This is a genomic window from Fontisphaera persica, assembly GCF_024832785.1.
GTDB classification, from domain to species: domain Bacteria; phylum Verrucomicrobiota; class Verrucomicrobiia; order Limisphaerales; family Fontisphaeraceae; genus Fontisphaera; species Fontisphaera persica.
This window is the reverse complement of record NZ_CP116615.1, coordinates 3,162,559-3,189,198: the sequence shown is the minus strand read 5'-3', so window position 1 is coordinate 3,189,198 and position 26,640 is coordinate 3,162,559. Positions and strand designations below refer to the sequence as shown.

General features: G+C 62.7%; 19 protein-coding genes. 9 read left to right on the top strand and 10 right to left on the bottom strand.

Translation table 11 applies throughout. The features are described from left to right. The first annotated feature begins 245 nt into the window (after window positions 1-245). Window positions 246-584: an RNA recognition motif domain-containing protein gene (locus tag NXS98_RS11890; protein WP_283845209.1), complete on the top strand. Its 339-nt coding sequence runs from the start codon at window positions 246-248 to the stop codon at window positions 582-584. A gap of 288 nt (window positions 585-872) precedes the next feature. Here NXS98_RS11890 and NXS98_RS11885 read toward each other — a convergent pair whose 3' ends face one another. Next, the gene (locus NXS98_RS11885; RefSeq protein WP_283845208.1) at window positions 873-2,678 is read right to left on the bottom strand and encodes a DUF1553 domain-containing protein; all 1,806 of its coding nucleotides are present in this window, start codon (window positions 2,676-2,678) and stop codon (window positions 873-875) included. A gap of 183 nt (window positions 2,679-2,861) precedes the next feature. Between NXS98_RS11885 and NXS98_RS11880 the strand changes: the two genes are divergently transcribed. The 3 genes from NXS98_RS11880 to NXS98_RS11870 are packed head-to-tail and all read left to right on the top strand — an operon-like array spanning window position 2,862 to window position 8,710. Further along, entirely contained in the window at window positions 2,862-5,237 is a 2,376-nt protein-coding gene (locus NXS98_RS11880; RefSeq protein ID WP_283845207.1) for a tetratricopeptide repeat protein, read from the top strand. A 45-nt stretch (window positions 5,238-5,282) separates the two neighbouring features. Next, complete coding sequence (locus NXS98_RS11875) at window positions 5,283-7,187, top strand: DUF6057 family protein (protein WP_283845206.1); 1,905 nt, start codon at window positions 5,283-5,285, stop codon at window positions 7,185-7,187. Continuing rightward, on the top strand, window positions 7,184-8,710 hold the full coding sequence (locus NXS98_RS11870; protein ID WP_283845205.1) for a TolB family protein: 1,527 nt from the start codon (window positions 7,184-7,186) through the stop codon (window positions 8,708-8,710). The genes NXS98_RS11875 and NXS98_RS11870 overlap by 4 nt, the downstream gene beginning before the upstream one ends. A 22-nt stretch (window positions 8,711-8,732) precedes the next feature. Here the strand turns inward: NXS98_RS11870 and NXS98_RS11865 are convergent, their stop codons facing one another. Continuing rightward, a complete protein-coding gene (locus NXS98_RS11865; protein ID WP_283845204.1) occupies window positions 8,733-8,900 on the bottom strand; it encodes a hypothetical protein in 168 nt (55 codons plus the stop codon). Window positions 8,901-9,114: 214 nt separating this feature from the next. Between NXS98_RS11865 and NXS98_RS11860 the strand changes: the two genes are divergently transcribed. Further along, window positions 9,115-9,522 carry a nitrous oxide-stimulated promoter family protein gene (locus tag NXS98_RS11860; protein ID WP_283845203.1) on the top strand — a complete coding sequence of 136 codons (408 nt, stop codon included), beginning with the start codon at window positions 9,115-9,117 and terminating at the stop codon, window positions 9,520-9,522. 52 nt (window positions 9,523-9,574) lie between these two features. On the opposite strand, the gene NXS98_RS11855 is transcribed toward NXS98_RS11860, so the two are convergent. After that, entirely contained in the window at window positions 9,575-11,200 is a 1,626-nt protein-coding gene (locus NXS98_RS11855; RefSeq protein ID WP_283845202.1) for an AMP-binding protein, read from the bottom strand. A gap of 124 nt (window positions 11,201-11,324) precedes the next feature. Beyond that, the gene (locus NXS98_RS11850) at window positions 11,325-13,982 is read right to left on the bottom strand and encodes an immunoglobulin domain-containing protein (RefSeq protein WP_283845201.1); all 2,658 of its coding nucleotides are present in this window, start codon (window positions 13,980-13,982) and stop codon (window positions 11,325-11,327) included. Between the two features lie 535 nt (window positions 13,983-14,517). Here NXS98_RS11850 and NXS98_RS11845 point away from each other — a divergent pair. After that, window positions 14,518-16,329, top strand: coding sequence for a SulP family inorganic anion transporter (locus tag NXS98_RS11845; RefSeq protein ID WP_283845200.1), 1,812 nt, complete (start codon window positions 14,518-14,520; stop codon window positions 16,327-16,329). A gap of 106 nt (window positions 16,330-16,435) precedes the next feature. Here NXS98_RS11845 and ispE read toward each other — a convergent pair whose 3' ends face one another. From ispE to NXS98_RS11825, 4 genes are all read right to left on the bottom strand, one after another. After that, window positions 16,436-17,317, bottom strand: a complete 882-nt coding sequence (ispE, locus tag NXS98_RS11840; RefSeq protein WP_283845199.1) for a 4-(cytidine 5'-diphospho)-2-C-methyl-D-erythritol kinase — start codon at window positions 17,315-17,317, stop codon at window positions 16,436-16,438. Between the two features lie 51 nt (window positions 17,318-17,368). Continuing rightward, the gene (locus NXS98_RS11835) at window positions 17,369-17,800 is read right to left on the bottom strand and encodes an exosortase system-associated protein, TIGR04073 family (protein WP_283845198.1); all 432 of its coding nucleotides are present in this window, start codon (window positions 17,798-17,800) and stop codon (window positions 17,369-17,371) included. A gap of 65 nt (window positions 17,801-17,865) precedes the next feature. Next, a complete protein-coding gene (araD, locus tag NXS98_RS11830; protein WP_283845197.1) occupies window positions 17,866-18,567 on the bottom strand; it encodes an L-ribulose-5-phosphate 4-epimerase AraD in 702 nt (233 codons plus the stop codon). A gap of 35 nt (window positions 18,568-18,602) precedes the next feature. Then, entirely contained in the window at window positions 18,603-20,288 is a 1,686-nt protein-coding gene (locus NXS98_RS11825) for a ribulokinase (RefSeq protein ID WP_283845196.1), read from the bottom strand. 298 nt (window positions 20,289-20,586) lie between these two features. Here NXS98_RS11825 and NXS98_RS11820 point away from each other — a divergent pair, with 298 nt between their 5' ends. The 3 genes from NXS98_RS11820 to araA all read left to right on the top strand — a co-directional run bounded on the left by NXS98_RS11820 (window position 20,587) and on the right by araA (window position 24,715). Next, a complete protein-coding gene (locus NXS98_RS11820) occupies window positions 20,587-21,579 on the top strand; it encodes a SphA family protein (RefSeq protein WP_283845195.1) in 993 nt (330 codons plus the stop codon). A gap of 47 nt (window positions 21,580-21,626) precedes the next feature. Beyond that, the gene (locus tag NXS98_RS11815) at window positions 21,627-23,021 is read left to right on the top strand and encodes a TrpB-like pyridoxal phosphate-dependent enzyme (protein ID WP_283845194.1); all 1,395 of its coding nucleotides are present in this window, start codon (window positions 21,627-21,629) and stop codon (window positions 23,019-23,021) included. 182 nt (window positions 23,022-23,203) lie between these two features. Continuing rightward, a complete protein-coding gene (gene araA / locus NXS98_RS11810; protein WP_283845193.1) occupies window positions 23,204-24,715 on the top strand; it encodes an L-arabinose isomerase in 1,512 nt (503 codons plus the stop codon). A 346-nt stretch (window positions 24,716-25,061) separates the two neighbouring features. On the opposite strand, the gene NXS98_RS11805 is transcribed toward araA, so the two are convergent. Together NXS98_RS11805 and NXS98_RS11800 are read right to left on the bottom strand one after the other, a co-directional pair. After that, a complete protein-coding gene (locus tag NXS98_RS11805) occupies window positions 25,062-25,688 on the bottom strand; it encodes a response regulator (RefSeq protein ID WP_283845192.1) in 627 nt (208 codons plus the stop codon). 15 nt (window positions 25,689-25,703) lie between these two features. Next, window positions 25,704-26,582: a ThuA domain-containing protein gene (locus NXS98_RS11800; protein WP_283845191.1), complete on the bottom strand. Its 879-nt coding sequence runs from the start codon at window positions 26,580-26,582 to the stop codon at window positions 25,704-25,706. Window positions 26,583-26,640 lie beyond the last annotated feature (58 nt).

Sequence of the window (26,640 nt, the reverse complement as noted above, 5' to 3'; positions counted from 1 at the left end):
CCGCCGCGCGGCGCCCTCCGGCCCGCGGGCCGGGCGGGCAGGGCCGGGAAAAGCCGCCAATTTTTTTACGAAAGTGCTTGCTAATCCGGAAATTTAGGCCAACTTTGCGGCGGATAGTGATAACCTGTCGCGTCCCAAACATGGTGAATCAGCAAGTGAACGCAGTTGTTCAGTGATGATTTGAAACCCGGCGGTCGGGAACAGTTTCGGCCCAGGCAGGTTGCCCGTTAGCACAGCACAGTTACATGAGCACCAAACTCTTCGTGGGAAATCTCTCCTATAACACCACGGAAAACGATCTGCATGACGCCTTTGCCGCCCACGGCACAGTCGTCGAAGCCAACCTGATGGTGGACCGCATGAGCGGCCGCTCCCGGGGATTTGCCTTTGTGACGATGAGCACGCCGGAGGAAGCCCAGCGCGCCATCGAAGCGATGCACGGCGCATCGCTGGATGGCCGCAACCTGACCGTCAATATCGCCCGCCCGCGCGAGGAACGCCCGCCCGGTGGTGGTGGCGGCGGTGGTGGACGCGATCGCGGCCCGCGCCGTGATTTCGGCGGCCGCCGCGGTAATCGTTACTAATCCAAGTGTTCAACCGGTGGCAGGCCGACTGCCACCGGTTTTTTTATTGGCAGGAGCCATGCGCCAATGGCGTGGCTCTTTTTTTTCTTGTCGGGGACACGCCGGGCACAAGGTCTCCGCGCCATCCCCAGCTTGGAACTTCAAATCATCCACCGCCTTCGGAAAGGCCAGGCCGCCGCCTTTTATTCCGCCTCCCCGTCCGCCATCCGCAATCACTGCCGGGACTGAACACCAGATGCCCCCTGCAGACCAGCGGCGTGCCGGCGCTCTCGCCTCGCGGCCGCGGCCTCAGTGGCGGAACAGAAATTCACTGCTGTTGATGAGGGACCACGAGAGGTCCAGGGCGGCGTCGCGCGGCTTGAGGCCGGCTTTTTGCACGTATTGCTCGAAGGTGCGCAGCTCCTGCTCCGTGGGCCACCGGGAGAGGATGCCCAAATAGAGGTTGCTGATGATTTCGCGCATGGGGCGGTTGCCCTGCATCTGGTAGGCAATCATCTGGCTGCGTTCGAGTTTGCGCTGAATGTGGCTGGAATTAAGCAGGTGCAGCCGTTGCGAGGCGGTGAGGCGGTTGTTGCGCTCGCTTTCCAGCCCGGTGTCGCGGGGCGGGCGGCCAAACAGCTCCAGAAACGGGCTGGTGATGCTTCCATCCGCCAGGGCGATGGAGCGCTGGTTCTCCGGGATGAACGTGAACGGCTCGGGAATGGGGCTGGAATATTTCTCGGTGGTGCCGGTAATTTGATTGAGCGCGTCAATCAAGACTTCGGCCTCCAGCCGGCGCATGGGATAATACGCAAATTGCTCGGCGGCTTTGGGGTGGGGGTTGGGCAGCAGGGCGGAAAGCTGGTAGGTGCGCGAGTTCAGAATGAGACGGAAAAGCTGTTTGATGTCATACTTGGCGGCCACCAGCTCTTTTTCCAGGTACGCCAGCAGCTCAGGGTTGGAGGGCGGGTTGTCCGGGCGCGCGTCATCCGGCTCGTGGATGATGCCACGGCCCATGAACCAATACCAGGCGCGATTGGCCAGCGTGCGCGCAAACCACGGGTTTTGGGGCCGGATGAGCCAGCGCGCAAACACCTCGCGGGGGTCTTCCGCGGGGAGGATGCGGGGTGTGGCGCCATCCGGGAATACTGGTTTTAACTCCAGGCCGGCGATTTTTTGGGTGGGTTGCAGGAGGGGGTCAAAATATACAATTTCCTCCTTCCATTCCGTGGTGCTCTTGAAATTGACATGGGCAAAGAATCCCGCCAGCCCGGCCAGTTTCTCCGGCGGCCAGTGGTCTGCGCGCTCGCCCAGAAAAGTCAGGGCGACGGCGCGGGCGATGCCCTCGGGGGTTTTGTCCTGCACGGCGCGGTAGAAGTTGACCTGGCCCACGCGGAAGTTGCTGCCGCTGGAGGTGAGCAGCTCCCGGGCGAACTGGTCGTAGGGCTTGTTGTCGCGCAGGCTGGTGTAAAGGTAGCGATGGTAGGCCTGCACGGCGTTGGGCCAGAGGTTGATGGGAAATTCGGCTTTGACGCGGAGCAAATCCGCCCATTTCATGGTCCAGTAGTCGGCAAATTCCTCGCGCTCCAGCAGGCGGTCAATCAGCAGCTTGCGTTTGTTGGGGTTGCGGTCCAGCAAAAATTCGCGCGCCTCCAGCGCCGTGGGCAGAGTGCCAATCACATCCAGATATACCCGACGCACAAAGACGGCATCCGAGCACGGCTGCGCCGGACTAATCCCCCATTTCTGCCAGTGCCGCTGGACAATTTCATCCAGGGGCGTCACCGGCAATTTGAGATGCGGCGCCTCGTAAGGGTTGGCGGCCGAAACCGGCAGGGGCGGCGGCGCGTTGGTGGCCGGGCGGGCGGCAGTTTTGGGCGGTGGCGCAGGCGGGACAGCCTTGTTGGTGACCGCCGGCCGCGCGGGGCTGGCCGCAGGCGGGTTGGCTGCCAGTCGCACCGGGCGGCCCTGGAGTTCGCGCAGCAACAGAGCCACTTCCCGGGCCTGGGCGCGCCGCGCCTGGCGCTCCGCCCGTTCAGCGGGTCCAAACGCGCCCTCGGCCGGCCCGGACGCCAACAGGCCAAGGAGTCCTGCCACGATTGCCAGATATTTCATGGGCGTTGCTTTAATCTAACTGTAACTGTATCCGCGCGTAAGCGAAAGTTTCATCTGCCTGCTCATTGGACGCAATGGCCGGCAATATTGTTACTGGCTTCGCAGGGAGGCCGCGCAGTCAGCAGTGGCCGAAAATTTGAAGTGCACCCGTTTTTTCCCCAAGCTAATATTCCGGCATCAACTATGCCCAAACCGAAGCCGCAGTCTGCCGCCGCGTCCGGGTCCAACCTGGCCAGGCCTGCGCGCCGCCGGCTGGGAATCAAAATCCTGGTCATGGCGCTGCCGTTGCTGGTTTTCCTGGCCCTGGAAGCTGTGCTGCGCCTGGTGGGTTATGGCCATCCCACGGATTTTTTCCTGCCCGCCGTCGTGCAAGGCCGGCCGGTCTGGGTGGAAAATCACCAGTTTGGCTGGCGGTTTTTCCCGCCGCGCATCGCGCGGGCGCCGCAGCCGATGGTAGTGGACCAGGTCAAGCCGCCCGGCACGGTGCGGATTGTGATTTTGGGTGAATCGGCCGCCATGGGGGACCCCGAGCCGGCTTATGGTTTTGGCCGGTACTTGGAGGTATTGTTAAGCGAGGCCTTTCCCGACAAGAAATTTGAGGTCATCAACGCGGCCATGACCGCCATCAACTCGCACGTCATCCGGCTGATTGCCCGGGATTGCGTCAAACTGGACGCCGATTTTTGGGTGCTTTACATGGGCAACAATGAGGTGGTGGGGCCGTATGGCTCGGGCACGGTATTTGGCCGGCAGGCGCCTGACCTGCCCCTGATTCGCGCAGCGCTGTTCTTTCGCACGCTCAAGACAGGCCAACTGGCGGAGGCCTGTCTGCAGCAACTTCGCGCAGGCCGCGCGGCGCAGGCCGAGTGGGGCGGGCTGGAGATGTTTCTCGAACACAAACTGGCCCCCGATGACCCCCGCATGCAGCGGGTGTACCGGCATTTTGAAAACAACCTGACGGACATTCTGGAAACCGGACGGCGGGCGGGCGCGCGCGTGGTGGTCTCCACGGTGAGCGCGAATTGGAAAGATTGCGCGCCGTTTGCCTCGTTGCATCGCAGCGACATGACAGCGGCGGAATTGGAGGTGTGGCAAAACGCCGTGCGCGAAGGGGCGCGGCTGGCCGCCGCGGGGCAGCATCAGCAGGCGCTGGCCCATTTCCAAGAAGCGTATGAACTGGACCGGGACCATGCGGAGCTGGAATACCGCATTGCCGAAGCCAAATGGGCCTTGAAGCAGTTTCGGGAGGCGCGCGGCTACTATCAATGGGCGCGCGACATGGATGCGCTGCGTTTCCGGGTGGACACCCGCCTCAACGAAATCACCCGCGCCGTGGCGGGGAGCAGGACCAATCAAAACGTTTATCTGGTGGACGCCGAGCGGGTCTTGAGCCGCGCCGCGCCCAACCAAACGCCCGGCCGGGAGTTGTTTTACGACCATGTGCATCTTAATTTCGCCGGCAATTACGCCCTCGCCCGGGCAATCGCCGCGCCCATCGCGGCGGCCCTGGCCCCTGCGGGGCGCACCTCATGGTTGGCGCCGCAGGAAGCCCAGGACCGCCTGGCAGCCACGGCTTTTGACCAGTTGCAGGTGTGGCGGGAGATGCGCCGGCGGCTGCAACGGCCGCCGTTTACGCAGCAGTTGAATCATACGGCGCAAATCCAATGGGTGGACGAGCAAATCGCCGCCTTGCGTCCGCAGACCAGCGTCACCCAGGGGCTGCCGCCACAGGCCAGTGTGTATCAGCAGGCCCTGGCCAGACGCCCCAACGATGCCACCCTGCTGGCGCGATACGCCCGTTTGTTGGAGGAGGCAGGGGACTTGAATGGCGCTCTTCAGCAGTGGGAAAAAGTCGGCGGCCTGCTGCCCCATGACTATCAAGCGGAATATTTTCAGGGGTTGCTCTGGCGGAATCTGGGCAGGCTGGAGCGGGCGCGCGAGCATTTCCAGCGCGTTTTGCAGCTCCGGCCCAATGTCGCCGAGGCGTGGAATGGTTTGGGACTCTGCGAAATGGACGAAGGCCGGCTGGCCGAGGCGCTGGCCAGTTTTGACAAGGCCCTGGCCCGGCGCCCGACGGACGCCGATTTCCACTACAACAAAGCCATTGTCCACGCCCGGGCCAGCCGCACCCATGACGCCATGGCCTGTTACCGGCAGGCGCTGGCGATGGCCCCGGAGCACACCAGTGCGCGTTACAATCTGGCCAATCTGCTCATCCGGCAGGGCCAGTGGGCCGAAGCGGAAAAGGAGTTGCAAACCCTCCTGCAACACGCCCCTGACCATGCGCGCGCTCGCAATAATTACGGACTGGCGCTCTTGCGCCTCCGGCGCCCCGCCGAGGCGGTGGAGCAATTCCGCCAGACCTTGCGCTACGAACCGGATAACGCCGAAGCGCGCCTGAATCTGGCCAACGCCCTCCTGACCCTGAAACAGTGGGACGAGGCCATTGCGCATCTGGAGGCGTTTCTGGCGGCGCACCCCGGGCATCCGGCAGCCCAACAGCGGCTGGCCGAGGCGCGAGCCTTGCGGGCGGCGGGCCAGAACGCCCCGGCCCCGTGAAAAAGCGGAGTGAGTGTGGAACGAATGGCCCACCCCGTTTTGACCATGGTTCACAAGCAACGCAAGCCTTCACCCGCCCCCCCAGCCACGGCCATCGCCTGGCCGCCGTGGACCAGGCAGGCCATCGCGGAGGCGGTTTTTCTGGCGGCCTTGTTTCTCACCTTTTTCTTCTGGATTCAGCCGCGCCTGCTCCACCTCAATGCGGGGGCGGAGGTGTTCAACCTGCCGGCTTTCAGCGTGGCCGAACTGCTCCCGCCGGGGCGCGGTTTGCAGCGTTTGACGGCTTGGAGCCTCCAACTCTGCCAATTACCCGCTCTGGGAGCAGTGCTGGGAGCGTTCCTTGTGTGGCTATTCTGTCTGGCAGCGGGTGCCCTCTGGCGGCGGGGGGCCGGGCATTGGCCACGGGCGGCCCAATGGCTGCTGGCTCCTCCGCTGTTGGCGGTATTCGGAAGGTACGACGAGGCAAGCGCGGCGTTTGTTTGGGCATGGTGCCTGGCGGCAGTGCTTGCGCTTATGGCCTTGGGGTTCTCCCTGAAAGGCCGTGTTTGGCGCTGGCTCGCGCCCTCCCTGGCAGCGGCCCTGGCCTATGGCGGGGCCGGTGCGGGGGGTCTTCTGGGGTTTCTGGTAATATGGGTAGTTGCTGCGGGATTCGTGGGGGTCCACCGCTTCTGGGCCCTGGGCTTGTGGGGGCTGGCGGTCATCGGACTGGCCGGAATTGCCGAATTAGGATGGTGGCGAAAATCGTTGTCATCCCTGTTTTCCCCCTGGCACTCCTGGGGATGGCTGATGGCGGCCTTGGGGCTGGCGGTCTGGTGGATGGTCGTGGGACTGCTGACCCGGCGGCTGGTCAGTCAAGCCAGCGAGCAGCAAACCGTCTCGGCAGCCCGGAAAAAAGGGACAGCGCCCCTCGCCGGAGCCGCCGGGCCAACAGCTCGGGCCAGAGTACTGTGGCTGGCGGGCATGGCGGCGGGCGTGGCGCTGATGCTGGTCGTGGTGGACCGCCCCCAGCGGGCCACTCTCCAATTGCGTGAGTGCGCCCTGCGTGAACGCTGGCCGGAGTTCCTGGAAATGGCGCGCCAGCAACCGGCGTTGGAGCCAGCCTCCCGCCTGGAGCTGGTGCTGGCGCTGTACCACAGCGGCCGGTTGTTGGACGAGTGGTTTGCCTTTCCCGTTGTGCGGCAGGACGAGCTGTTGCCCAACGTGGCCCACGGGCCGGCGGCTTATGCGGTCATGAGCCGCGTGATGCTGAACCTGGGCCAGGTGAATCATGCGGAACGCTTCGCCTCCGAGGCCCTGGAAATTTTGGGACAGCGCCCGGAGCTGCTGGAAGTGCTGGCGCAGGTGAACGTGCTCAAGGGGCATCCCGTGGCGGCGGGCAATTACTTGCGCGCGCTGCAGCGCCAGCCCTTCCACCACGCCGCCGCCACGCGCTGGCTGGCGCAGTTGGCGGAGGACCCGCTCCAGGCGCGCGAGCCGCGCCTCAATGCCATCCGGGCCGTGATGGTCAGCACCGATTATCCGCATCCCGACAATCCTACCGCGCCTTTGATGCAGCAATTGCTGCACACCAATCCCACCAATCGCATGGCGTATGAATTTCTGCTGGCCCATTACTTAATCAGCCTGCAACTGGACAAGGTGATGGAGTATGCGGAACGCCTGGCAGACCCCCGCCTGGGTTATGCCGCTCTGCCCCGGCATCTGGCCGAAGCGGCGCTCTTGTGGGGCCGCAGCCGGCCGCAGCCAGCCGCCGAGGTGGCTGGCTTCCCGATTTCCCCGACTTTACGCCAGCGCTTTGCCCGGTTTGATGAAGTCACCCGTGCCCACCTGAACGATTTGGAAGCCGTGCGCCCGCGGCTGGCCGCCGAGTTTGGGGACACTTACTGGTATTTTTATTTGTACGGCCGGTCGGCCCGTTGGGACCCGTCCGCCGGCGGAAAAAAACCATGAATCTGCGCCTTTGCCATGCCTCACGCCCTGCCGCCTGCCTCGGGCTGGCGCTGGGGCTCCTTCTGCGCGGTCTCTGTTCAGCCGGGGCGCCTCTGGGGCAGGACACCCCGGCGCCCGCGCCGTCCCCAACCTGGATGCAGCCGGATTACGCAGGCATCACCTTGCCGCCGAACATCGCCCCGCTCAACTTCCGCCTCCTGGCCACCGGCACGGCTTATCGCGTCGTGGCGCGCGCCCCCGCGGGCCAGGCCCTTACGGTGGAAAACCGGCATGGCCGCATCCAATTTCCTGAACGGCCATGGCGCGAATTGCTGCGCCAAAATGCCGGGCAACCGTTGATTTGGGAAGCTGCAGTGCGGCAACCCTCCGGTCCCTGGCTGGCCCTGCCGCCCGTCACCAATTTCATCGCCACCGCCCCGGTGGATGATTACCTGGTGTACCGGCGGCTGGGGCCGCTCTACAACCTCTATGCCCAAATGGGGCTTTACCAGCGGCAGCTCAGCTCCTTTGAGGAAGTCGAAGTGCTGGAAAACCATCGCTTCCATGGCGGCTGCCTGAATTGCCATACCTTCCTGAATCACTCCCCCGAGCGCATGTTCTTCCATCTGCGGGGCGTGAAGGGCAACCCCATCCTCATGCGCGAGGGCCAGGACTGGAAACAGATTGCGCGCACCGCCGGTTATGCCTCATGGCATCCCAGCGGCCGCCTGATGGTGTATTCCGTGAACAAACTCTCGCTTTTTTATCACACTCGCGGCAACACCCGCGATGTCTATGACGCAGATTCGGACCTGAACGTGTATCGTCTGGCGGACAACACGGTGGAGGCGCCGCCGCCGATTGCCCTGACCAACCGCCTGGAGACCTGGCCTTCCTGGTCACCCGATGGCCGTTACCTGTATTATTCCAGCGCTGTCCCCCGTCCCATGGAGCGTTTTCGCGAAATTCGCTATGACCTGATGCGCATTGCCTATGACGTGGATAAAAACCAGTGGGGGACGCCGGAGCTGGTGGTTTCCGGCCAGCAATTGGAGCTTTCGGCCACCCAACCGCGCGTCTCGCCCGATGGGCGCTGGCTGCTCTTTACCGCCTCGCGCTATGGCAATTTTCCCGTGTACCAGACCAGCGCCGATTTATGCCTCATAGACCTGGCCAGCCGCCAGATGCGGCCGCTGGAAATCAACAGCCCTCAGACCGATTCCTGGCACTGCTGGTCCAGCAACAGCCGCTGGGTGGTGTTCAGCAGCAAACGCCGCGACGGCGTTTTCTCCTTTCCCCATTTGACGCATGTGGATGCCGCGGGCCATTTCTCCAAGCCTTTTTTGCTCCCCCAAAAAGACCCGGACTACTACGCCACCACACTCAAAAATTTCAACCTGCCCGAATTTGTCCGGGCGCCCCTCAATGTGGCGCCGGCTGACCTGGCGCGGGCCGTCTTGCAACCGCCGCAGAAAATTGAACCGAAACTGGACCCGGTGCATCCTCCTTCCGGCCGCCAGGGCACACGGGGAGCCGCGCAATAAAGCCAGTGAGACGGGCGGGGCTTCAGGAATGAGGCGGCCGGGTGGCGTCCGGCGAGCGGTGTTCCGCGGACGGCTCGGCCCGCTCGCTGTTCTCCAGCCAGCGGCGGATGACGTAAAGAAAAACCGCCGGCAGCGAGAAGGCGAACAGCACAATCACCACCAAATCCAGACTAAGCCACGCTAAAGTCATAAGGCACCACCCGCAAAGTGGCGCAGGTCCGGGGTGATGTCAAGGCATGGGCCATTTCTCATGGCAGATGGGCTTTTACCTCGCCCCCCGTGGTTTCCCTGTCGCCCGCTTCCTGCGGCCCATGCAAGAAGCACGGGGCGCGGCCCTTTTGACCCCGGTCAACTTTTTAGCCGCACTTGCTTGGGAAGCGTCTGGTTTGGAGTATCTTGAGGGCATGGAGCCGAGCGCGGCCCAATCCACCGCGGCCACTCATGCCCGCCTGCGGCGGGAGCGTGCCACCATTGCCGCGATGTACCGCATCTATTGCCGGCAGGAGCATGGCGTGGACGCCACCCTGTGCGCGGATTGTCAGCGGGACCTCGATTATTGCCTGCGGCGCATTGACAAGTGCCCTTACGGGGAGAACAAGCCCACTTGTAAAAATTGTGTGACCCATTGCTACAGCCCCCTCATGCAACAGCGCGTGCGGGCGGTCATGCGCCGAGCTGGCCCCCAGATGCTCCGGCATCATCCCCTCCTGGCCTTGTTGCACCTCCTGTGGGATGCCCGCAAAAAGCCCGGCCGCCCGGCGTCTGAATCCGGAAAAGCGCCAGCGGGCCGCCTGCCCAAGTCAGCCTCCTGACCGCTTCATTTCCTCTCAGAGGGTGTTGCACGCCCATCCGCTGGCGGAATGGTCAGCATGGGGGCTTGGCCGTAATGCCGTCCTCGCTTGCGGCGCGCTGTCGCAATTCGAGGCGCCGGATTTTGCCGCTGATGGTCTTGGGCAGCTCGGCCACAAACTCAATTTCGCGGGGATATTTGTATGGCGCCGCCAGTTGCCGGCAATGATGTTGAATCTGATGTTTCAACTCTTCACTCGCCGCATAGCCGCGGCGCAACACCACGTAAGCCTTGACGATTTGTCCGCGAATGGCGTCGGGCTTGCCCACCACGCCCGCTTCGAGCACCGCCGGATGCTCCAGCAAGGTGCTTTCCACCTCAAAGGGACCGATGCGGTAGCCGGAGCTTTTGATGACGTCATCCTTGCGCCCCAAAAAATAGAAATAACCCTCCTCGTCCCGCACTGCCTTGTCCCCCGTAAGATACCAGTCGGCCTGAAATTGGCGGGCGGTTTCCTCCGGATTATTCCAGTACTCCACAAACAGCCCCAACGGCCGGCGGGGTTTGACGCGAATGGCGATTTCGCCTTCCTGATGCGGGCCGGTCAGGGGCTGCAGTTGGTCGTCCAGTAGCGCGACTTCAAAACCCGGCGTGGGCAGGCCCATGGAGCCGGGTTTGACGGGGCGTCCGGAGCGGCGCAGATTGGCAATCAAGGCCACCGTTTCGGTTTGCCCGTAGCCCTCATAAATCGTCAGTCCCGTGGCCTGTCGCCAGAGATTCAAAACTTCCGGATTCAGCGGCTCGCCGGCGGTGACGCAGTGCCGCAGGTGGGGGAAGCGCCAGCGGCCCAAATCTTCGCGCACCAGCAGGCGCAGGGCGGTGGGCGGCGCGCACCAGGTGGTCACGGGATAATGCGCTAGCGCGGAGAGAATGGATTGCGGCTCAAAACGCCCGTGAAAATCAAAGACAAACAACCCCGCCCCCTGATGCCACGGCCCATAAAAGCTGGACCAAGCCGCCTTGGCCCAGCCCAAATCGGAGAGATTCCAATGCAAATCGCCGGGCTGCAAATCGAGCCATAACTCGCCGGTGATTTTATGCGCCAGGCCGTAAGAGACCTGGTTGTGCAGCACCATCTTCGGCTCCCCCGTGGTGGCGCTGGTGAAGTACATGATGGCCGGCGCCTGGGCGGGGGTGGGCGGCGCGCTGAAATCGGGCCGGCCTTTTTGCAGGCCCTCGTCAAAAGCAATCCAGCCGGACTCATCCCCGCCACACACCAGCCGCAAACCCGCAAACGAGGAAAACTTTTCCACCTGCGAAGGGCAGGTCAATACGGCCCGGATTTGGGCCAGGGCCAGGCGGTAATTCACCTCGCGCGCCGTCAATTGCAGGGTGGCGGGCACCGGCACGGCTCCCAGACGGGTAAGGGCCAGCATGGCCACCCACCATTGTGGCATGCGCGGCAGCATCAGCAGCACGCGATCCCCCGGCGCAATGCCGCATTGGGCCAGAAAATGCGCCGCCTGCCGGCTCAGGGCGCTGAGTTGGGTGAAGGTCAGCCGGGTCTCCTGCGGATGACCGGCTTGCACGTGCCAAAGGGCCAGGGCTTCCGGTTGCACGCGGGCCCAGGCATCAAAAACATCCGTGGCAAAATTAAAACAGGCGGGCATCTCCGCCCCGCCTTCCGCATCGGCGCTCATGCGCTGCATCCTGCGGCCTGCCCGCCACTTTGTAAAGCCGGCAGGGGCAGGCCGCGCTGGACCGGATACCTGCCCCGCCTCAGGGCCACCCCTCCCCCCGCCTGTGACAGGTTGCGCCCCCTGCCTAATCTTGCGTGAGGGCCCGGTAAAACCGCCGTGGCCGCGCCGCTGCCGCAGCATCCAACAGTTCAACACTGCTTTCCGCGGCGGTGAAATTGGTCCACGTGTGCCATTGGGCCAAATCCTCTGAATACTGAATGGTGTAAGCCTTGTTGGGGGCCAGTGCCAAACGCAGGCGAAAACCCTGGGAACGGATTTGCTGGCGCTCCGCCAGCTCCCCAGGGGAGTGCAACCGGACGGCGGTGAAAACTTTGAACAAGGGACTGGTCCCCTCGTGGCCCTGCCCATCCTCCACCCGCACCTGGACGGCGCTGGCCGGCTGGCCCACCGTGATGGAGCCCACCAGCAGCCCCTTGGAAAATTGTGCCGGGAATTGCAGGGTGACGGGCAGGGGGGAGAGCTTGTCACCGGTGACCACGAGGTCCACCAATGGCCACTTCAAGTTGCTGGCGGCGGTGTTGGGGAAAACATTGCCATTGCCCAGGTAAGCGGAATGGATGGAGCCGAAGGGAAAACTGCCCGACAAATCCGTGCGATAGTATCCCTGCCCCGTGTTGATATACACCCCCACGCGGTAGGTTTGTCCGCTGGCGAGTAAAACCGGCTGGGCCAGGGCAGTTTCCCTCCATACGCCATTTTGGCTGGTGACCGCCTGGGAAAACAGCAGGGTGCCTTGTTGATTCCAAACTGAAACCTGCGAGCCGCAATAATGGCGAACGCGGTTCACCCACAAGTTATTGGTGGGCGTGAAGGAATAACCCAGGGTCAACCCGGCCGCGTTCAAAGAAGCCGTGTGCGGCACGTTTCCCAACATATTCGTGGTGACCTGGGTCCATCCCGCCGCCGTGACATTCGCCGCCCCATTGAACGTCATAACCCGGTTGTGCCAATCGTCCAGTGCCGTGACGCGCAGGTTGAGCGGTTGGCCCACGTATGCGTTGGTGGTGGGCAGTTCCACGGCAAAGCGGGAAAGGTTGCCATGCTCCAGCACGGTGATTTGCGCCACCTGACTGGTGGCCCGGCCGAATTGATTGCTGGCCACCAGGTAATACGCGCCGGCATGCGGCAGGTCCACCACCGGCACCACATAGGACGAGGTGGAGACACCCGGCAGGACCGCTCCATTCTTATACCACACATACGACAAAGGCAGGCCACCCTGTACGGAAGCCTGCAGGTTCAGTGACATGCCGCGCACGACGGTGGCCGTTTGGGGCTGGCTCACAAATACGGGCGGCGCCCTGACAATCAACAGCGCCTCGCCCGACTGCGCGCTGCCCACGGAGTTGCTGACCCGCACGCTATACCGGCCGCCGTCCTCCAGGCGCACCGAGGCAATTTGATAGCTGGCCGCAGTGGCACCGGTGATGGGATTTCCGTCTTTGTACCACTGATAGCTCAGCGGGGCGGAGCCGCTGGCGGTGACGGAGAAAACGGCGGTCTGGCCCACGTCCACGGTGAGGTTTTGCAGGGAGCTGGTCAATTGCGGCGGCGTCAACACGGTGAGCGTGGCGGCGGCACTGGTTACCGTGCCACCCGCATTGCTGACCTGCACGGTGTAGTTGCCTTGATGCTGCGGGTTTACCCCCGCAATGGTGTAGGTGCTGCTGATGGCCCCGGCGATGGGCACTCCGTCCTTGAGCCATTGATAAGTAAACGGCCCCACCCCGCTGACCTGCACGCTGAAAGAAACCGTCTGCCCCGTGCCAATGGTTTGACTTTGGGGCGCCTGCGTGATGACCGGCGGCGTGGCGTTGACGGTGTCGGACAAGTCGGGGATGCCGTCGCCATCGGTGTCGTTATTATCAATGACCAGGATATGATTGTATTCATAATCCACCCACCAGGTGGCGGTATTCCCATCGCTCATGGTGAATCGGCCGTAGTAGGTGTTGCCGCGCCGGTTGAGGGTAAAAGCATAGACCGTGGTGCTTTTCCCCGTGCTGTTGCTCATTTGAAATGAGGCCACGCTGATTTGATTGGCACTGTTAATTTGATAGGTGGCCGTGCCGCTGACCGTCACTGCGCCATCAAATTGCACGCCGGAGATGGTGACCGTTCTGGTGGTGGGGTTGTAACGAATCGTTCCCTGGGTCCCCACGCTGTTAAAGGGACCGCTGACATTAACCCCTTCACTGGAAGTGACACTATAGGAGCCCCGATAGGTGTTGGCAGAGCGGGATAAGGAGCCATTAATGTTGACGGTCGCAGTGCCTACGCCCACCTGATGTTCGCGGACGCTTCCCGAGATGGATAACGAAGTGGATTTACGGATGTCTATGAAATCCGGCAAATCATCCTGGTCGGAGTCGGTTGACGGCATGTAGAGGGTCAAGGTGCCATAGCCATAATAATAAGACTGCGGCACATAGTAAGCATCATAATCGCTAAGATAAGTTTGGGAATACATGGAAGAGGGCTTGATTTCACCGCTATACCGGTTGTTTTCCTCGAGCGCCCAGGTGAACACCCCATCGTAAGTGCTGAAATAATACCGCTGTCCGTTCGGGCTGTTGCCAGCCTCAAGAGACAAGCTCAAAGAGTGGTGGTAATAACTGGCGGTACGCTCCTGGGCAAGGAGAGGCGAGAGTTGCCCGCCTCCAAGCAAGGCGGCCATGCTTGTCCAGGCGCAGAGGGGGTGGAGCAGGTTTTTGAGTGTCAACGCTTTAATATTACGCCCGCAAAAGAAATGGGAAAGGCTGGCCAGCTTCATAACAAGCTTCTTTTTGGTTATACCGAAAAGCATTTGTCATAATGTCATTTTGTCAAGCAAGAAAACCGTGCCTAAAAACAGCGCCCGCCCCCCATCTCCAGCCCATTTACTCACGCCGGACGGGATGGAGTTCCGCATTGACAAGCGCGGCTGGATACCCCACTAAAGACAGCCGTCCGGGGGTTACCACTCCGCCCAACCATCCGCGGCTTGTGCTTTATGCGCTGCTGGTGGAAGGCATCAGAGTGCCCCCGCAGCAGCATGCGCTGGTCTTTTCATGGTGGATGGCAGCCGTTTTCCCAACGGGAAAACGGAGGCGGCTCATCGTGCCCACCCGGCATGGATGCGCTGATGGCCGGCCCCGGTTTCGGACGCGCCGGCTGAGCCGCTTCCCACTTCCGCAATTCCTTATGTCTTTATTAACGTGCCATCCTTTCTTTTGCTGCCGCCTTTCTGTGGAAGCGGCGGCCAACCCTATTTTCCTATGAAACTCAACCTGGGATTTCGTCCGCGCTTGTGGGATACCTTGAAAGGGTATGGGAGGCAGGATTTTCTGTCGGATTTGACGGCTGGCGTGACGGTGGGAATTGTCGCGCTGCCGCTGGCGATGGCGTTTGCCATTGCCTCCGGGGTCAAGCCGGAGGCCGGGATTATCACGGCGGTGGTGGCCGGATTCCTCATTTCGGCGCTGGGAGGCACCCGGGTTTGCATTGGCGGTCCAACGGGAGCGTTCATCGTCATTCTGTACGGCATCGGCACCCAATACGGATTGGACAATCTGCTGATTTGCACGGTGATGGCCGGGGTGATTCTGGTGGTGATGGGCCTGGCGCGGTTGGGCACCATGATTAAATACATCCCCTATCCGGTCACCATGGGCTTTACCAGTGGCATTGCGGTGTTGATTGTCACTTCGCAAATCAAGGATTTCTTTGGGCTGAAAATGGAGGCGGTGCCGGTGGAATTCGTGGCCAAAATGACCGCGTTGGCGGCGCATGCGCACACCGTCACCTGGCCGGCGCTGGCGGTGGCGGCTTTTTCGCTGGCGGTCATCATTTTCTGGCCCAAGCAATGGCAGCGGCGGGTGCCGGGCTCCATCGTGGCGCTGGTGGTGGGCACGGCGCTGGTGGCGCTGCTGGACCTGCCCGTCGAAACCATTGGCAGCCGGTTTGGGGGCATTCCGCAAACGTTGCCCCGCCTGCACATCCCCGAGCTTTCCTGGGAAACGCTGCGGCATCTGTTTCAGCCGGCCACCACCATTGCCTTGCTGGCGGCCATTGAGTCCCTGCTATGTGCCGTGGTGGCGGATGGCATGATTGATGACCGGCACGACGCCAACCAGGAACTGATGGCGCAGGGGGTGGCCAACATCGTGACGCCGCTGTTGGGCGGCATTGCCGCGACCAGTGCCATTGCCCGCACCGCCACCAATGTCAAATGCGGCGCGCGGTCACCGGTCGCAGGCATCATTCATGCGCTGACCCTCCTGGTCATCATGCTGGCCGCTGCGCCGCTCGCCAAACACATCCCCCTGGCGGTGCTGAGCGCGGTGCTGGTCAACGTGGCGCTCAACATGGGCGAATGGCACAACTTCAGCCGGCTGGCCCGCTGGCCGCGCAGCGATGCGGCGGTATTTCTGACCACCTTCGGCCTGACCGTGGCCATTGATTTGACGGTGGCGGTGGAGGTCGGCATGGTGCTGGCCGCGGTCTTGTTCATCAAGCGGGTCTCGGAGACCAGCCAGATTACGGCCGTGGATGAAACCACCGAAACGGAAGGCTCCCAACATTCGCTGGTCGGCCGCCAGGTCCCCGAAGGGGTGATGGTCTATCGCATGTTTGGCGCGTTTTTCTTCGGCGCCGCGGACAAGCTGGAAAGCGCCCTCAAGCGGGAAAAGAAGGACCCGGACGTTTTGATATTGCGCATGCGCAATGTGCTGGCCATGGACGCCACCGGTTTGAATGCCCTGGAGGATTTGTATGAGCGGTTGCACCATCGCGGCAAACATCTGATATTGTGCGGGCCGCACACGCAACCGCTGTTCATGATGGACAAGGCAGGCTTTTTGGACCGGCTGGGCCGCGAAAACGTCTGCGCTGACATGGCGCTCGCGCTGGCCCGCGCGCGAGAAATCCTGGGTCTGCCGCCTGAACCCGCTTCTGCCCGCCAGGAGGAGAGACTCCCGGAGGCGCGCCCACTGGAAAACGCCCGTCATGGAGCCAAGCCGGCCCAGGCCACAACGGAGGTCATGCCTTCGGCCCGGCAGGCCGGCACCCTCCCTGACCGCGTCACTTAAAGACGCCGGCAAGAACTTACCTGACATACAAGCCCCGCTCCGGCGTTGCGAGTGCGAGACCCACGCGGATTATTGCCGCCTCGGACAATGCGCGCGGGCGACTGGTTTAGAGCGTCACAATGGCAGACCACAAGGGGGCTTGGTAAATGGCTTGCAGGGAGGCCCGGGCTTTTTCTGCGGCCTCCAATGTGGGCAGGAGGGCAAAGGTGGTGGAGCCACTGCCGCTCATCAGGGCCACCACGGCGCCTTGCTCACGGAAAAAATCCTGAAACCATTGCAGCAGGGGGTATTTGCGCAGCACCGGCGCCTCCAGCGCATTGTAAAAGTGGGGCGCCGCCTCCGCCAGCGTGCCGCCAAGCAGGGCCTCCGCCAGTTGGCGGGCGCGGCCGGGACGTCCGTTCAACGCTTCCGGAAAATCAGCCAAGGCCCGATAAGCCCAGGCGGTGGAAACTCCAAAACCGGGATGCACCAGCAGCACCGCCAGGTTTTTCAGAGCCGGTAATTCAGGCAGGGACTCCAGACGTTCACCGCGTCCAAAAGCCAGGGCCGGCCGGCCTTGCAGGAAAAAGGGGACATCCGACCCCAGGGCGGCGGCCAGTTCATGCAGGCGCGCTGTGGAAAGAGGACGGCCATGCATTTCATTCAGCGTGTCCAGCGTCACGGCGGCGTTGGCGCTGCCCGCGCCCAAACCGGCCGCCAGCGGCAGGTTTTTTTCCAGGTGAATGCGCACGGCCGGCGGCAGGCCCGTGGCCGCAAAGAAACTTTGGGCGGCGCGGTACACGAGGTTTTCCGGGCCGGTGGGCAGCTCCGGGTGGGTGCAGGTCAGGCCGATGCCGGAGCCGCTGGCGGTGGTTTCAAAGACCAGCCGGTCATGGAGCGGCAGCGGAAAAAAAAGCGTTTCCAGCTCATGGAAACCATCGGGGCGGCGTCCGAGGATGTTGAGCAGGAGATTGACTTTGCAGGGGGAAAGGCGCTCCAGGCGGTTCATGGGCATAAAAAAAGCGCCAACGCAAGGTTGGCGCCCTGGATACAGGCACCGTTAATTGTCAAACACCCGGAAGCGGCTGCCCGGGACAAAGGGGATGACATCCCCGCCGGCAAAGCCGAGGGAGGTATCCGGCGCGAACGTTTGGTCTTCAATCAAATTGGGCCGGTAGGTATCCGGATAGACCGGTTTGGCCGAAAACTTGTGGGTCAACACCGGCTCGTAGCTGGGGAAGGGGAAGGTGATGATTTCGTAGAGGCCAATGCCAGTGCGCGCCAGCGTGCGGTTCATCCCGCGAAGGAAGCCCGTGGTGTAGGCCGATTCCGGGCTGTCAAACAGGGCGGTTTGCTCCACCGTGCGGCGGAGCTCGCCCATCCGAAGGATTTCCGTGGCATTGTTCATGCCGCGGCCCAGTTTTTTCTCCGGCCCGGCGCAACCTGCAGCCATGACCACCACCAGGGCGGCAAGGCCCAACCAGCGAGTCACATTACACATAAGCGTTGAGTAGAAAATAATCCCCTTCCCGCCCGCTTGTAAAGCGCAACTTCACCTCACCGCTGCCCGTAATAGGCCGTGGGTCCGTGTTTGCGCAGGAAATGCTTGTCCAGCAAGGCCTGCGGGATGGGCTTGGCCTCGGGGCAGACCCGATAGGTGTTGATGGCCATCATCGCCACTTTTTCGAGGATGAAGGCGTTTTCCAGCGCCTTTTCCGTGGTCGGCCCCCACGCAAACGGCCCATGTCCCACCACCAGCACCGCCGGGATTTGGTCCGGATTCAGGTGCCGCGTGCGGAAGGTTTCCTCAATCACCTTGCCGGTGTTCAACTCATAATCCGCGGCAATTTCCTCCGGCGTCAACTGGCGGGTGAGGGGCACCGTGCCGTAAAAGGTGTCGGCGTGGGTGGTGCCCAGGCAGGGCAGCTCGCGCCCGGATTGAGCGAAGGCGGTGGCATAAACGCTGTGGGCATGCACCACGCCGCCAATCGAGGGAAAGCTGCGGTACAAGTGCAGATGCGTGGCGGTATCCGAAGAGGGCCGGGCCTTGCCCTCCACCACTTCGCCGGTGGCCAGCGACAACACTACAATGTCCTCGACGCGCAGCTTGTTGTAGGGCACGCCGCTGGGTTTGATGGCCACCACGCCGGCGCTCCGGTCAATGCCGCTGGCGTTGCCCCAGCTCAGGATGACCAAATCATTTTCAATCAGGCCTTGATTGGCCCGCCAGACCCGTTCTTTGAGTTGCTCAAATGCCATGTGATTGCTCCGTTTCCAGCACCACCCCCGCCACCTTAGCGCGTGGCGTCGCGAATGTTCAACAATTCTTTCATCACTCCGGAAAGGTCGGCCTGCGTGCCGCGCACGCCAAAGGCATCATGCAGCCGGCGGTAGAGCTGATACAGTTTTTCATACACCGCCTGATTTTCCGGAATCGGCTGGAAGGACTGCGCCTTCACGCCCGTCATGGCCTGCGCCGCCGCCGCAAAATGATCGTGACCACCCGCCGCCTGGCCGGCCACCACCGCCCCCGCCATGGCCGCCCCCAGCGCGCAGGTCTGGTCGCTGCGGGAGATTTGCATGGGCCGCCCCAGCACATCCGCGTAGATTTGCATCACCAGCGGATTCTTGGCCGCGATGCCGCCGCAGTTGACCACGCGCTCGACTTTGACGCCATACTCCTCGAAGCGCTCAATGATGCGCCGCGCCCCGTAGGCGGTGGACTCAATGAGGGCGCGGTAAATTTCCGCCGGCGTCGAATGCAGCGTCAGCCCGAGCACCAGGCCGGTGAGGCGCTGGTCCACCAAGATGGTGCGGTTGCCATTGTGCCAGTCCAACCCCAGCAAACCACTCTGGCCGGGTTTCAACGCCGCCGCGCCTTGGGTCAGCGCTTCGTGCGAGCCTTTCTTCGCCCCGCCCGGGGCGACGACATTGACAAACCAGTTGAAAATGTCGCCCACCGCCGACTGGCCGGCCTCCAGGCCGTACATGCCGGGCAGCACCGATTCCGGCACGATGCCGCACAACCCGGGAATGTCCGGCAACACGGTCTCCAAGGGGGACACGAGGATGTCACAGGTGGACGTGCCGATGATTTTGACAAGCACGCCCGGCGCAATGCCGGAGCCTACCGCGCCCAGGTGCGCGTCAAACGCGCCCACCGCCACCGGGATGCCGGGCTTGAGGCCCAGGCGTTTGGCCCAGGCGCGGGTCAATTGCCCCGCAGCCTGACCCACATGGTAACACTCGGCGGGCAGGGTCTGGCGCACGCGCACCAGCCGCGGGTCCAGGCCGCTCAGAAATTCCGCGTCCGGGTAACCGCCCCAGGCGCGATGGTACATTGCCTTGTGGCCGGCGGCGCACACGCCGCGCTTCAACTGCTCCGGCGCATCCGCGCCGGTCAGCACCGCTGGAATCCAGTCCGCGCATTCCACCCACGTGTAGGCCGCCTCAAACACTTCCGACGCCGTGCGGGCGCAATGCAAAATCTTGCTCCAAAACCATTCGCTGGAATAACGCCCGCCGCACTTGGCCAGAAATTGCGGGCGGAGCTTCGCCGCGGCAGCGGTAATTTCCTCGGCCTCGGCATGGCCGGTGTGGTCTTTCCAGAGCCACGCCATGGCGGCCGGGTGTTTGCCAAATTTTTTGGTCATGGCCAGCGGCTGGCCTTTTTTGTCCACTGGCAACGGCGTGCTGCCGGTGGTGTCCACCCCGATGCCGATGATGCGCTCCGGCGTGAATTCGCGGTCTTTGGCCGCGAGTTTGAGGGCCTGTTTGACGCTTGCCTCCAGACCGGTGAGGTAATCTTCCGGATGCTGGCGGGCCAGGTTGGGGTCTTGCGGGTCAAGCATGACTCCCTGCTCGCCATGCGCATAAACGGTGATGGCGCTGGCCACCTCGCGGCCAGTGGCAGTTTCCACAATGAGGGCGCGCACCGAATTGGTGCCGTAGTCCAATCCCAGCGTAAAGTTTGAGGCCATAAGCGTGCTCTGTTTGGGCCGCGCCCTCTGCGGGCGCAGCGGGGCCAATTTGGGGGAAAGCGCGGCGCTTTGACAACAAAAACCTTTGCCGTCAAATCATGCGACAGCCCGCGCCCCTCTGAAGAAGGGCCTTCCGCTTTTAAGCCGGGTTCGCCTTGCCCCAACCCGCCGGGAAAACGTCGGACTTGGGGGAAGCCTGCCTGACCGCTTGACTTTCGGCGCGGCATCGGCGACAAGCTTGCGGCTGAACCGGCTGAGTTTTCCACCCCGGAAGTTCAGCCCGAAACCGCAATCCATCATGCAAACAAACAGGAAGCAGATGTTGGCCACCAGCGCCCTGGTGCTGGCGCTGGGGATGCTCACCGCCCTGACTCCCGCAGCCCGGGCTTATGACCTGCCCGCCGTGAATCTGGGATTCACCAGTTTTCTGGACGGCGGCCCGCCGGCGGGGCCGGGGTTTTATTACACCCACTATTTTCAATACTATCGCGCCGAATCCCTGCGGGGGACGGACGGCACGGAGATTTTACCCAACCCGGTGTTCCCCGACGCCAAGGTGGATGCCTGGATTAGCCTTTCCCAATTCATCGCGCAATGCCCCAAAAAACTGGTGCTCGGCGCACAGCCGGGCCTGGACGTGATTGTGCCGGTGGTGGACCTGGGCATCTCTGGCACGCCTCTGCGAGCCAACCGGGCGGGCTTTGGGGATGTGCTGGTGGGGCCATTCCTGCAATGGGAGCCCATCATGGGCAAAAACGGCCCCATTTTCATGCATCGCATTGAGTTTCAATGCCTCCTGCCCGTGGGACGGTATGACTCCCAATTCCAGCTCAATCCCGGCGCCAACCATTTCAGCTTCAATCCCTACTGGGCGGGCACGCTCTTCCTCACCCCCAAGCTCACGCTGTCCACCCGCCTGCATTACCTCTGGAATGACGGCAACGAAGACCCGGATGTGACCTGGACGGCGCATCCGCTCTGGAAAGCCACCGGCGGCAACGAGGTGCAACCGGGGCAGGCGCTGCATCTGAACTTTGCCACCGACTATGAATTGATTGAGAAACGCCTGCGCGTGGGTTTCAACGGTTATTACCTCACCCAGATTACCGACACCCGCCTCAACGGCCAGAACATTCCCCAACGGCGCGAGGAAGTCATCGGCCTGGGGCCGGGCGCGCTGTTTTCGTTCAGCCAGAACACGCACCTGTTCTTTAACGCTTATTTTGAAACCGCCGCGGAAAACCGCACGGAAGGCATGCGTTTCCAATTGCGGCTGGTGCATCACTTCTAATCCCTCTGGACGCGCCGCTGGCGCCCTGCCAGGGCCGAAGGACTTTTATGGCACAAATCAAATACTTATTGGAAGAACACGAAATCCCGCGCCAGTGGTACAACCTGGCGGCGGACCTCCCCACCCCCATGCTGCCCCCCCTGGGGCCGGACGGCAAACCGGTCTCGCCGGAGATGCTGCGCCCGGTGTTCCCGGACAACATCATTGAGCAGGAGGTCAGCACCCAGCGGTGGATTGACATCCCCGAGGAAGTGCTCGAGCTGCTGGCCATCTATCGGCCCACGCCGCTCTATCGCGCGGTGCGGCTGGAGCAGGCGCTCAAAACGCCCGCGCGCATTTACTACAAGCATGAGGGCGTTTCGCCGGCAGGCAGCCACAAGCCCAACACCGCCATCCCGCAGGCGTGGTACAACAAGCAATTCGGCATCAAGCGCATGACCACCGAGACCGGCGCCGGCCAGTGGGGCAGCGCCCTGGCGTTTGCCTGCTCGCTCATCGGCCTGGAGTGCAAGGTCTGGATGGTGCGCATCAGTTTCGACCAGAAACCGTTTCGCAAATTGATGATGGCCACCTGGGGCGCGCAATGTGTCGCCAGTCCCTCGCGCGAAACCGCCGCCGGGCGCGCCATTCTGGAAAAAGACCCGGACTGCCCCGGCTCGCTCGGCATTGCCATTAGCGAAGCCGTGGAGGCCGCCGTCACGGACCCCACCGGCAAGACGCGCTACAGTCTCGGCAGCGTGCTCAATCACGTGATGCTCCACCAGACCATCATCGGTCTCGAAGCCAAGAAGCAGTTGACCAAGGCGGGCGAAAAGAAACCGGATGTCGTCATCGGTTGCGCGGGCGGCGGCTCCAACTTCGCCGGCATCGCCTTCCCGTTTGTGTGTGACAAAATCCACGGGGAAAACATTGAAATCGTGCCCGTGGAGCCGGAAAGCTGCCCCACGATGACCCGCGGGCCGTTTGCGTATGACCACGGTGACACGGCGGGCATGACGCCGTTGCTGCCCATGCACTCGCTCGGCCATGAGTTCATGCCGCCGCCCATCCATGCCGGCGGGCTGCGCTACCATGGCATCGCCCCGCTCATCAGCCAGGGCATTGTGGAGGGCCTCATCAAGCCGCGCGCTGTGCATCAGACCAAATGCTATGAGGCCGCCGTGCTCTGGGCGCGCACCGAGGGCTTCATCCCGGCGCCGGAGACCTCCCACGCCATCGCCGCGGTGGTCGAGGAAGCCCGCCGCGCCCGGGAGGAGGGGAAGGAAAAGGTGATTCTGTTCTGCTGGTCCGGCCACGGCCTGATGGACCTGGTGGGCTATGACAAGTACTTCCAGGGTCAACTGGCCGATTACAGCCTGCCGCAGGAGGACATTGACCGCTGGGTGGCCAAAATCAGCCACTTCCCCAAACCCGAAATCCGCAGGACGGGCAAGTGGGCCTAGCCCGGCGAAAACTTGACTCCCATCACGGACATCAGGCGGGGGCATGCACGGCATGCCCTTGCTTTTTTTGGGGGGGCAACGCTCCGGCTGTTTCAAACCGCCGACGATGCGGCGCCGGGTGAAAAATAATTTGCTTGCGGCCCGCGCCGAATTCTGGGAATTACTTAACAACCTTAATTATTATGACAGACCTTAAATCCTTGGAAGTCTGGCTGGTGACCGGCAGCCAGCATTTATATGGACCCGAAGCTTTGCGTCAGGTGGCCGCCAATGCCCAGGCCGTCGCCGGCGCGCTTGACCAGGCGCCTGCCATTCCCGTGCGGGTGGTGTTTCAGCCGGTGGTCAAATCCCCGGCGGAAGTGCTGCGCCTGGCCGAGCAGGCCAACCTGGCGCCGCAATGCGTGGGGCTGATCACCTGGTGCCACACCTTCTCGCCCTCCAAGATGTGGATTAACGGCTTGAAGGCCCTTCGCAAGCCCATCCTGCATCTGCACACGCAGTTCAACCGGGACATTCCATGGTCCAGCATTGACATGGATTTCATGAATCTGAATCAGGCCGCCCATGGTGACCGCGAGCACGGTTTCATCATGAGCCGCATGCGCCTGCAGCGCAAGGTGGTGACCGGCCACTGGCAATCCGCCGCCGTGCAGTCGCAAATTGGCGCGTGGTGCCGGGCGGCGGCGGCCTGGCACGACTGGCAGGGCGCGCGCTTCTGCCGGTTTGGCGACAACATGCGCGAAGTGGCGGTGACCGAGGGCGACAAGGTGGCTGCGGAAATTCAATTCGGTTATTCGGTCAACGGCTACGGCGTGGGCGATTTGGTGGCCCGCGTGCGCGCGGCCAAAGAAAGCGAAGTGGACGCGCTGCTTGAGGAGTACGAGGCTGCTTACACCGTGGCGCCCGCCCTGCGGAAAAACGGCGCCCAACGCGCTTCGTTGCGGGAGGCCGCGCGCATCGAAGCAGGCCTGCGGGCGTTTTTGAAGGAGGGCAACTTCAAGGGATTCACGACCACGTTTGAAGACTTGCACGGTCTGGAGCAATTGCCCGGCATCGCGGTGCAACGCCTCATGGCCGAAGGTTACGGTTTCGGAGCGGAAGGGGATTGGAAGACCGCCGCCCTGGTGCGCGCCATGAAGGTCATGAGCACGGGCCTCAAAGGCGGCACGTCCTTCATGGAAGACTACACCTATCACCTGGACCCGCGCTCCATGCAGGTGCTGGGCGCCCACATGCTGGAAATTTGCCCCACCATTGCCAAAGGCAGGCCCTCCATGGAAATCCATCCGCTGGGCATTGGCGGCAAGGCCGACCCGGTGCGGCTGGTGTTTGACACCCCGGCCGGCCCGGCGCTCAATGCCTCCATCATTGACCTGGGCAACCGTTTCCGCCTGCTGGTGAACGAGGTGGATGTGGTGCCCCCCAAGAAGCCGTTGCCCAAGCTGCCCGTGGCCCGCGCCCTGTGGGTGCCCAAGCCGGACCTTCCCACCGCAGCCACCGCGTGGATTTATGCCGGCGGCGCGCATCACACCGGGTTCAGCCAGGCGGTGACCACCGAAATGCTCGAGGACTTCGCCACCATGGCCGGTCTGGAAGTGGTGGTGATTGATTCTGAGACCCGCCTGCGCCGGTTCAAACAGGAACTGGAATGGAATGACGTGGCTTACGCCCTGCGGCAGGGCATCGGGCGGTAATTCCTGCGCGATTTATCAGAGGGCCGGTTTCCCGCCGGCCCTTTTTATTTTTTTCAAGCCCTGGTGAGCCGCCACAGGCGCATTCCCGAGGCCGGACTGGCCCGGAAACCCAACCCCTCCAAAAAGCCGAAAAGCCGGGTTTTGCGACCCGGCTTTTCAGTTGAGAACAAAGCTTTTTACCCGCTGTCTCGCCCTTACCACCTGTCATCCGACGTGGCGCCGCGGTTTTACGCCTTTGCACACAGTCCGCGATATTTCGTCGCAATGACGCTGCTAATGTACTTGAGGCGGGTTTTTGTGCCAGTCACCAGTTCTGGGGACAAGCTGGGGACAGCCTGTCCCCCCCCTAGCGCCGCAGGAATTTGGCCACCGCCTCGGTGCGGGTGCGCACGTGCAATTTTTCGTAGATGCGGCGGATGTACGTGTGCACGGTCTCGTAGCTGACGCCCAGGCGCTCCGCGATTTCCTTGTACAAAAACCCCTGGCTCAGGAGGTCCAGCACTTCCTGCTCGCGGGGCGAGAGGTTTTCGGCGGGCTGGGGCGAGGGGCCGGCCCGTTGGAAGGATTGCACGACTTTGCGCGCAATGTGCGCCGTCATGGGCGAGCCGCCGGCGTGCACTTCCTTGATGGCGGCCAGCAATTCATCGCGGGACGTGCGTTTCAGGAGGTAACCACTGGCGCCCGCCGCCAGGGCGTTGAAGATGTTGTCGGTGTCTTCATACACCGTCAGCATGACCACCTGGGTTTGGGGCAGCAGCGGCTTGAGGCGGCGCACACACTCCACCCCGTTGAGGCCGGGGAGGTTGATGTCCATGAGCACCACGTCCGGCTTTTGCTGCGGCAGGGCGGCCAGGGCATCCTCGGCGCTGGCATGCTGGCCCACGCAGCGAAACCCCTCAGCGCGGTCAATGACCCGCGCCAGCGTGCCCCGCAACTGGTCATTATCCTCGACAATCGCTACGGCAATGGCCATGACGCGCCGTCCGGTTTATTTCTTCCCCTTGGGGTCCAGGTTTTGCTTCAGCTCCTCTTCCGTCACCGTGGACGCCACGCCCTGGGCGGGGACGTCCACCTTGCTGACCCACAGCAGGGCGTTGAGCACCACCTTGCGGAAATTGGGGTCGCCCCAGTTCGAGTGAAAATGCCCGCCGGTAAAACCAAAACTGCGTCCGCCATTGGGGCGCTCCACCGCCCACATCATGATTTCCTCACGGCCGGAGGCGGCCTGCACGTGCGGGTAAGGCCCCGCCGGCCACACATAAGGGCCATTGCGCACCTTGTCCGAGGGGGTGGCGGCCAGGATGGGGATGATGCCTTCCATGTTTTCCCGGAAGCGAATGCAAAAATACCACTCATCTTTGATGCTGAAAGGCTGGACGCCGCGCGTGGTGGGGTGGTTGATGAACTTTTTGAATTCCGGCTCCCAAATCGGGTTGCAGGAGTACCGGTCTTCATAAAAACCGCCCACCCAGTCCAAAAATTCTTTGCCGCCGCGGTCTTTGGGCACTTCGCAGGCATAGTGCATCACGCCAAAGCCCACGCCCTTGTCCAGCAGCCCTTGGAGCCGTTTCAGGCGGTCTTGTTGAATGGCGGGGTGCCCGCCGCCCCCATCGGCATAGATGACGATGGCGTCCGCGCGCTCCAGCCATTCGGCCTCGGTGGGCCAGCCGTTGGAGGCCACCAGGGTGGTCAGGCCGGGCACGGAGGCCAGGCATTTTTGCAACAACAACGCCCCCGCCCGGAACTCGTGCATGCCCGGCGGGTGACTCGGGCGCCCCGCGATGAGCAGCAACGTGCGTTCCGCGGCCTGACTTGGAAGTACAAACCACGCCAGCCCCACGGCCAGCCATGCCAGTTTAGTTTTCATAAGCCTGCGCAATCTATGTGTCTTTCCGTAACTTCCAGCATGACCCCCGCCCGCGCAA

What these genes read in the sequence shown, in the direction of transcription:
- ispE (WP_283845199.1), bottom strand. Translation starts at nt 17,317, where the DNA reads ATGAACCGCCTGGAGCGCCTTTCCCCCTGCAAAGTCAATCTCCTGCTC.
- NXS98_RS11885 (WP_283845208.1), bottom strand. Translation starts at nt 2,678, where the DNA reads ATGAAATATCTGGCAATCGTGGCAGGACTCCTTGGCCTGTTGGCGTCC.
- NXS98_RS11890 (WP_283845209.1), top strand. Translation starts at nt 246, where the DNA reads ATGAGCACCAAACTCTTCGTGGGAAATCTCTCCTATAACACCACGGAA.
- NXS98_RS11845 (WP_283845200.1), top strand. Translation starts at nt 14,518, where the DNA reads ATGAAACTCAACCTGGGATTTCGTCCGCGCTTGTGGGATACCTTGAAA.
- araA (WP_283845193.1), top strand. Translation starts at nt 23,204, where the DNA reads ATGACAGACCTTAAATCCTTGGAAGTCTGGCTGGTGACCGGCAGCCAG.
- NXS98_RS11875 (WP_283845206.1), top strand. Translation starts at nt 5,283, where the DNA reads ATGGTTCACAAGCAACGCAAGCCTTCACCCGCCCCCCCAGCCACGGCC.
- araD (WP_283845197.1), bottom strand. Translation starts at nt 18,567, where the DNA reads ATGGCATTTGAGCAACTCAAAGAACGGGTCTGGCGGGCCAATCAAGGC.
- NXS98_RS11855 (WP_283845202.1), bottom strand. Translation starts at nt 11,200, where the DNA reads ATGAGCGCCGATGCGGAAGGCGGGGCGGAGATGCCCGCCTGTTTTAAT.
- NXS98_RS11800 (WP_283845191.1), bottom strand. Translation starts at nt 26,582, where the DNA reads ATGAAAACTAAACTGGCATGGCTGGCCGTGGGGCTGGCGTGGTTTGTA.
- NXS98_RS11815 (WP_283845194.1), top strand. Translation starts at nt 21,627, where the DNA reads ATGGCACAAATCAAATACTTATTGGAAGAACACGAAATCCCGCGCCAG.
- NXS98_RS11865 (WP_283845204.1), bottom strand. Translation starts at nt 8,900, where the DNA reads ATGACTTTAGCGTGGCTTAGTCTGGATTTGGTGGTGATTGTGCTGTTC.
- NXS98_RS11820 (WP_283845195.1), top strand. Translation starts at nt 20,587, where the DNA reads ATGCAAACAAACAGGAAGCAGATGTTGGCCACCAGCGCCCTGGTGCTG.
- NXS98_RS11870 (WP_283845205.1), top strand. Translation starts at nt 7,184, where the DNA reads ATGAATCTGCGCCTTTGCCATGCCTCACGCCCTGCCGCCTGCCTCGGG.
- NXS98_RS11880 (WP_283845207.1), top strand. Translation starts at nt 2,862, where the DNA reads ATGCCCAAACCGAAGCCGCAGTCTGCCGCCGCGTCCGGGTCCAACCTG.
- NXS98_RS11860 (WP_283845203.1), top strand. Translation starts at nt 9,115, where the DNA reads ATGGAGCCGAGCGCGGCCCAATCCACCGCGGCCACTCATGCCCGCCTG.
- NXS98_RS11805 (WP_283845192.1), bottom strand. Translation starts at nt 25,688, where the DNA reads ATGGCCATTGCCGTAGCGATTGTCGAGGATAATGACCAGTTGCGGGGC.
- NXS98_RS11825 (WP_283845196.1), bottom strand. Translation starts at nt 20,288, where the DNA reads ATGGCCTCAAACTTTACGCTGGGATTGGACTACGGCACCAATTCGGTG.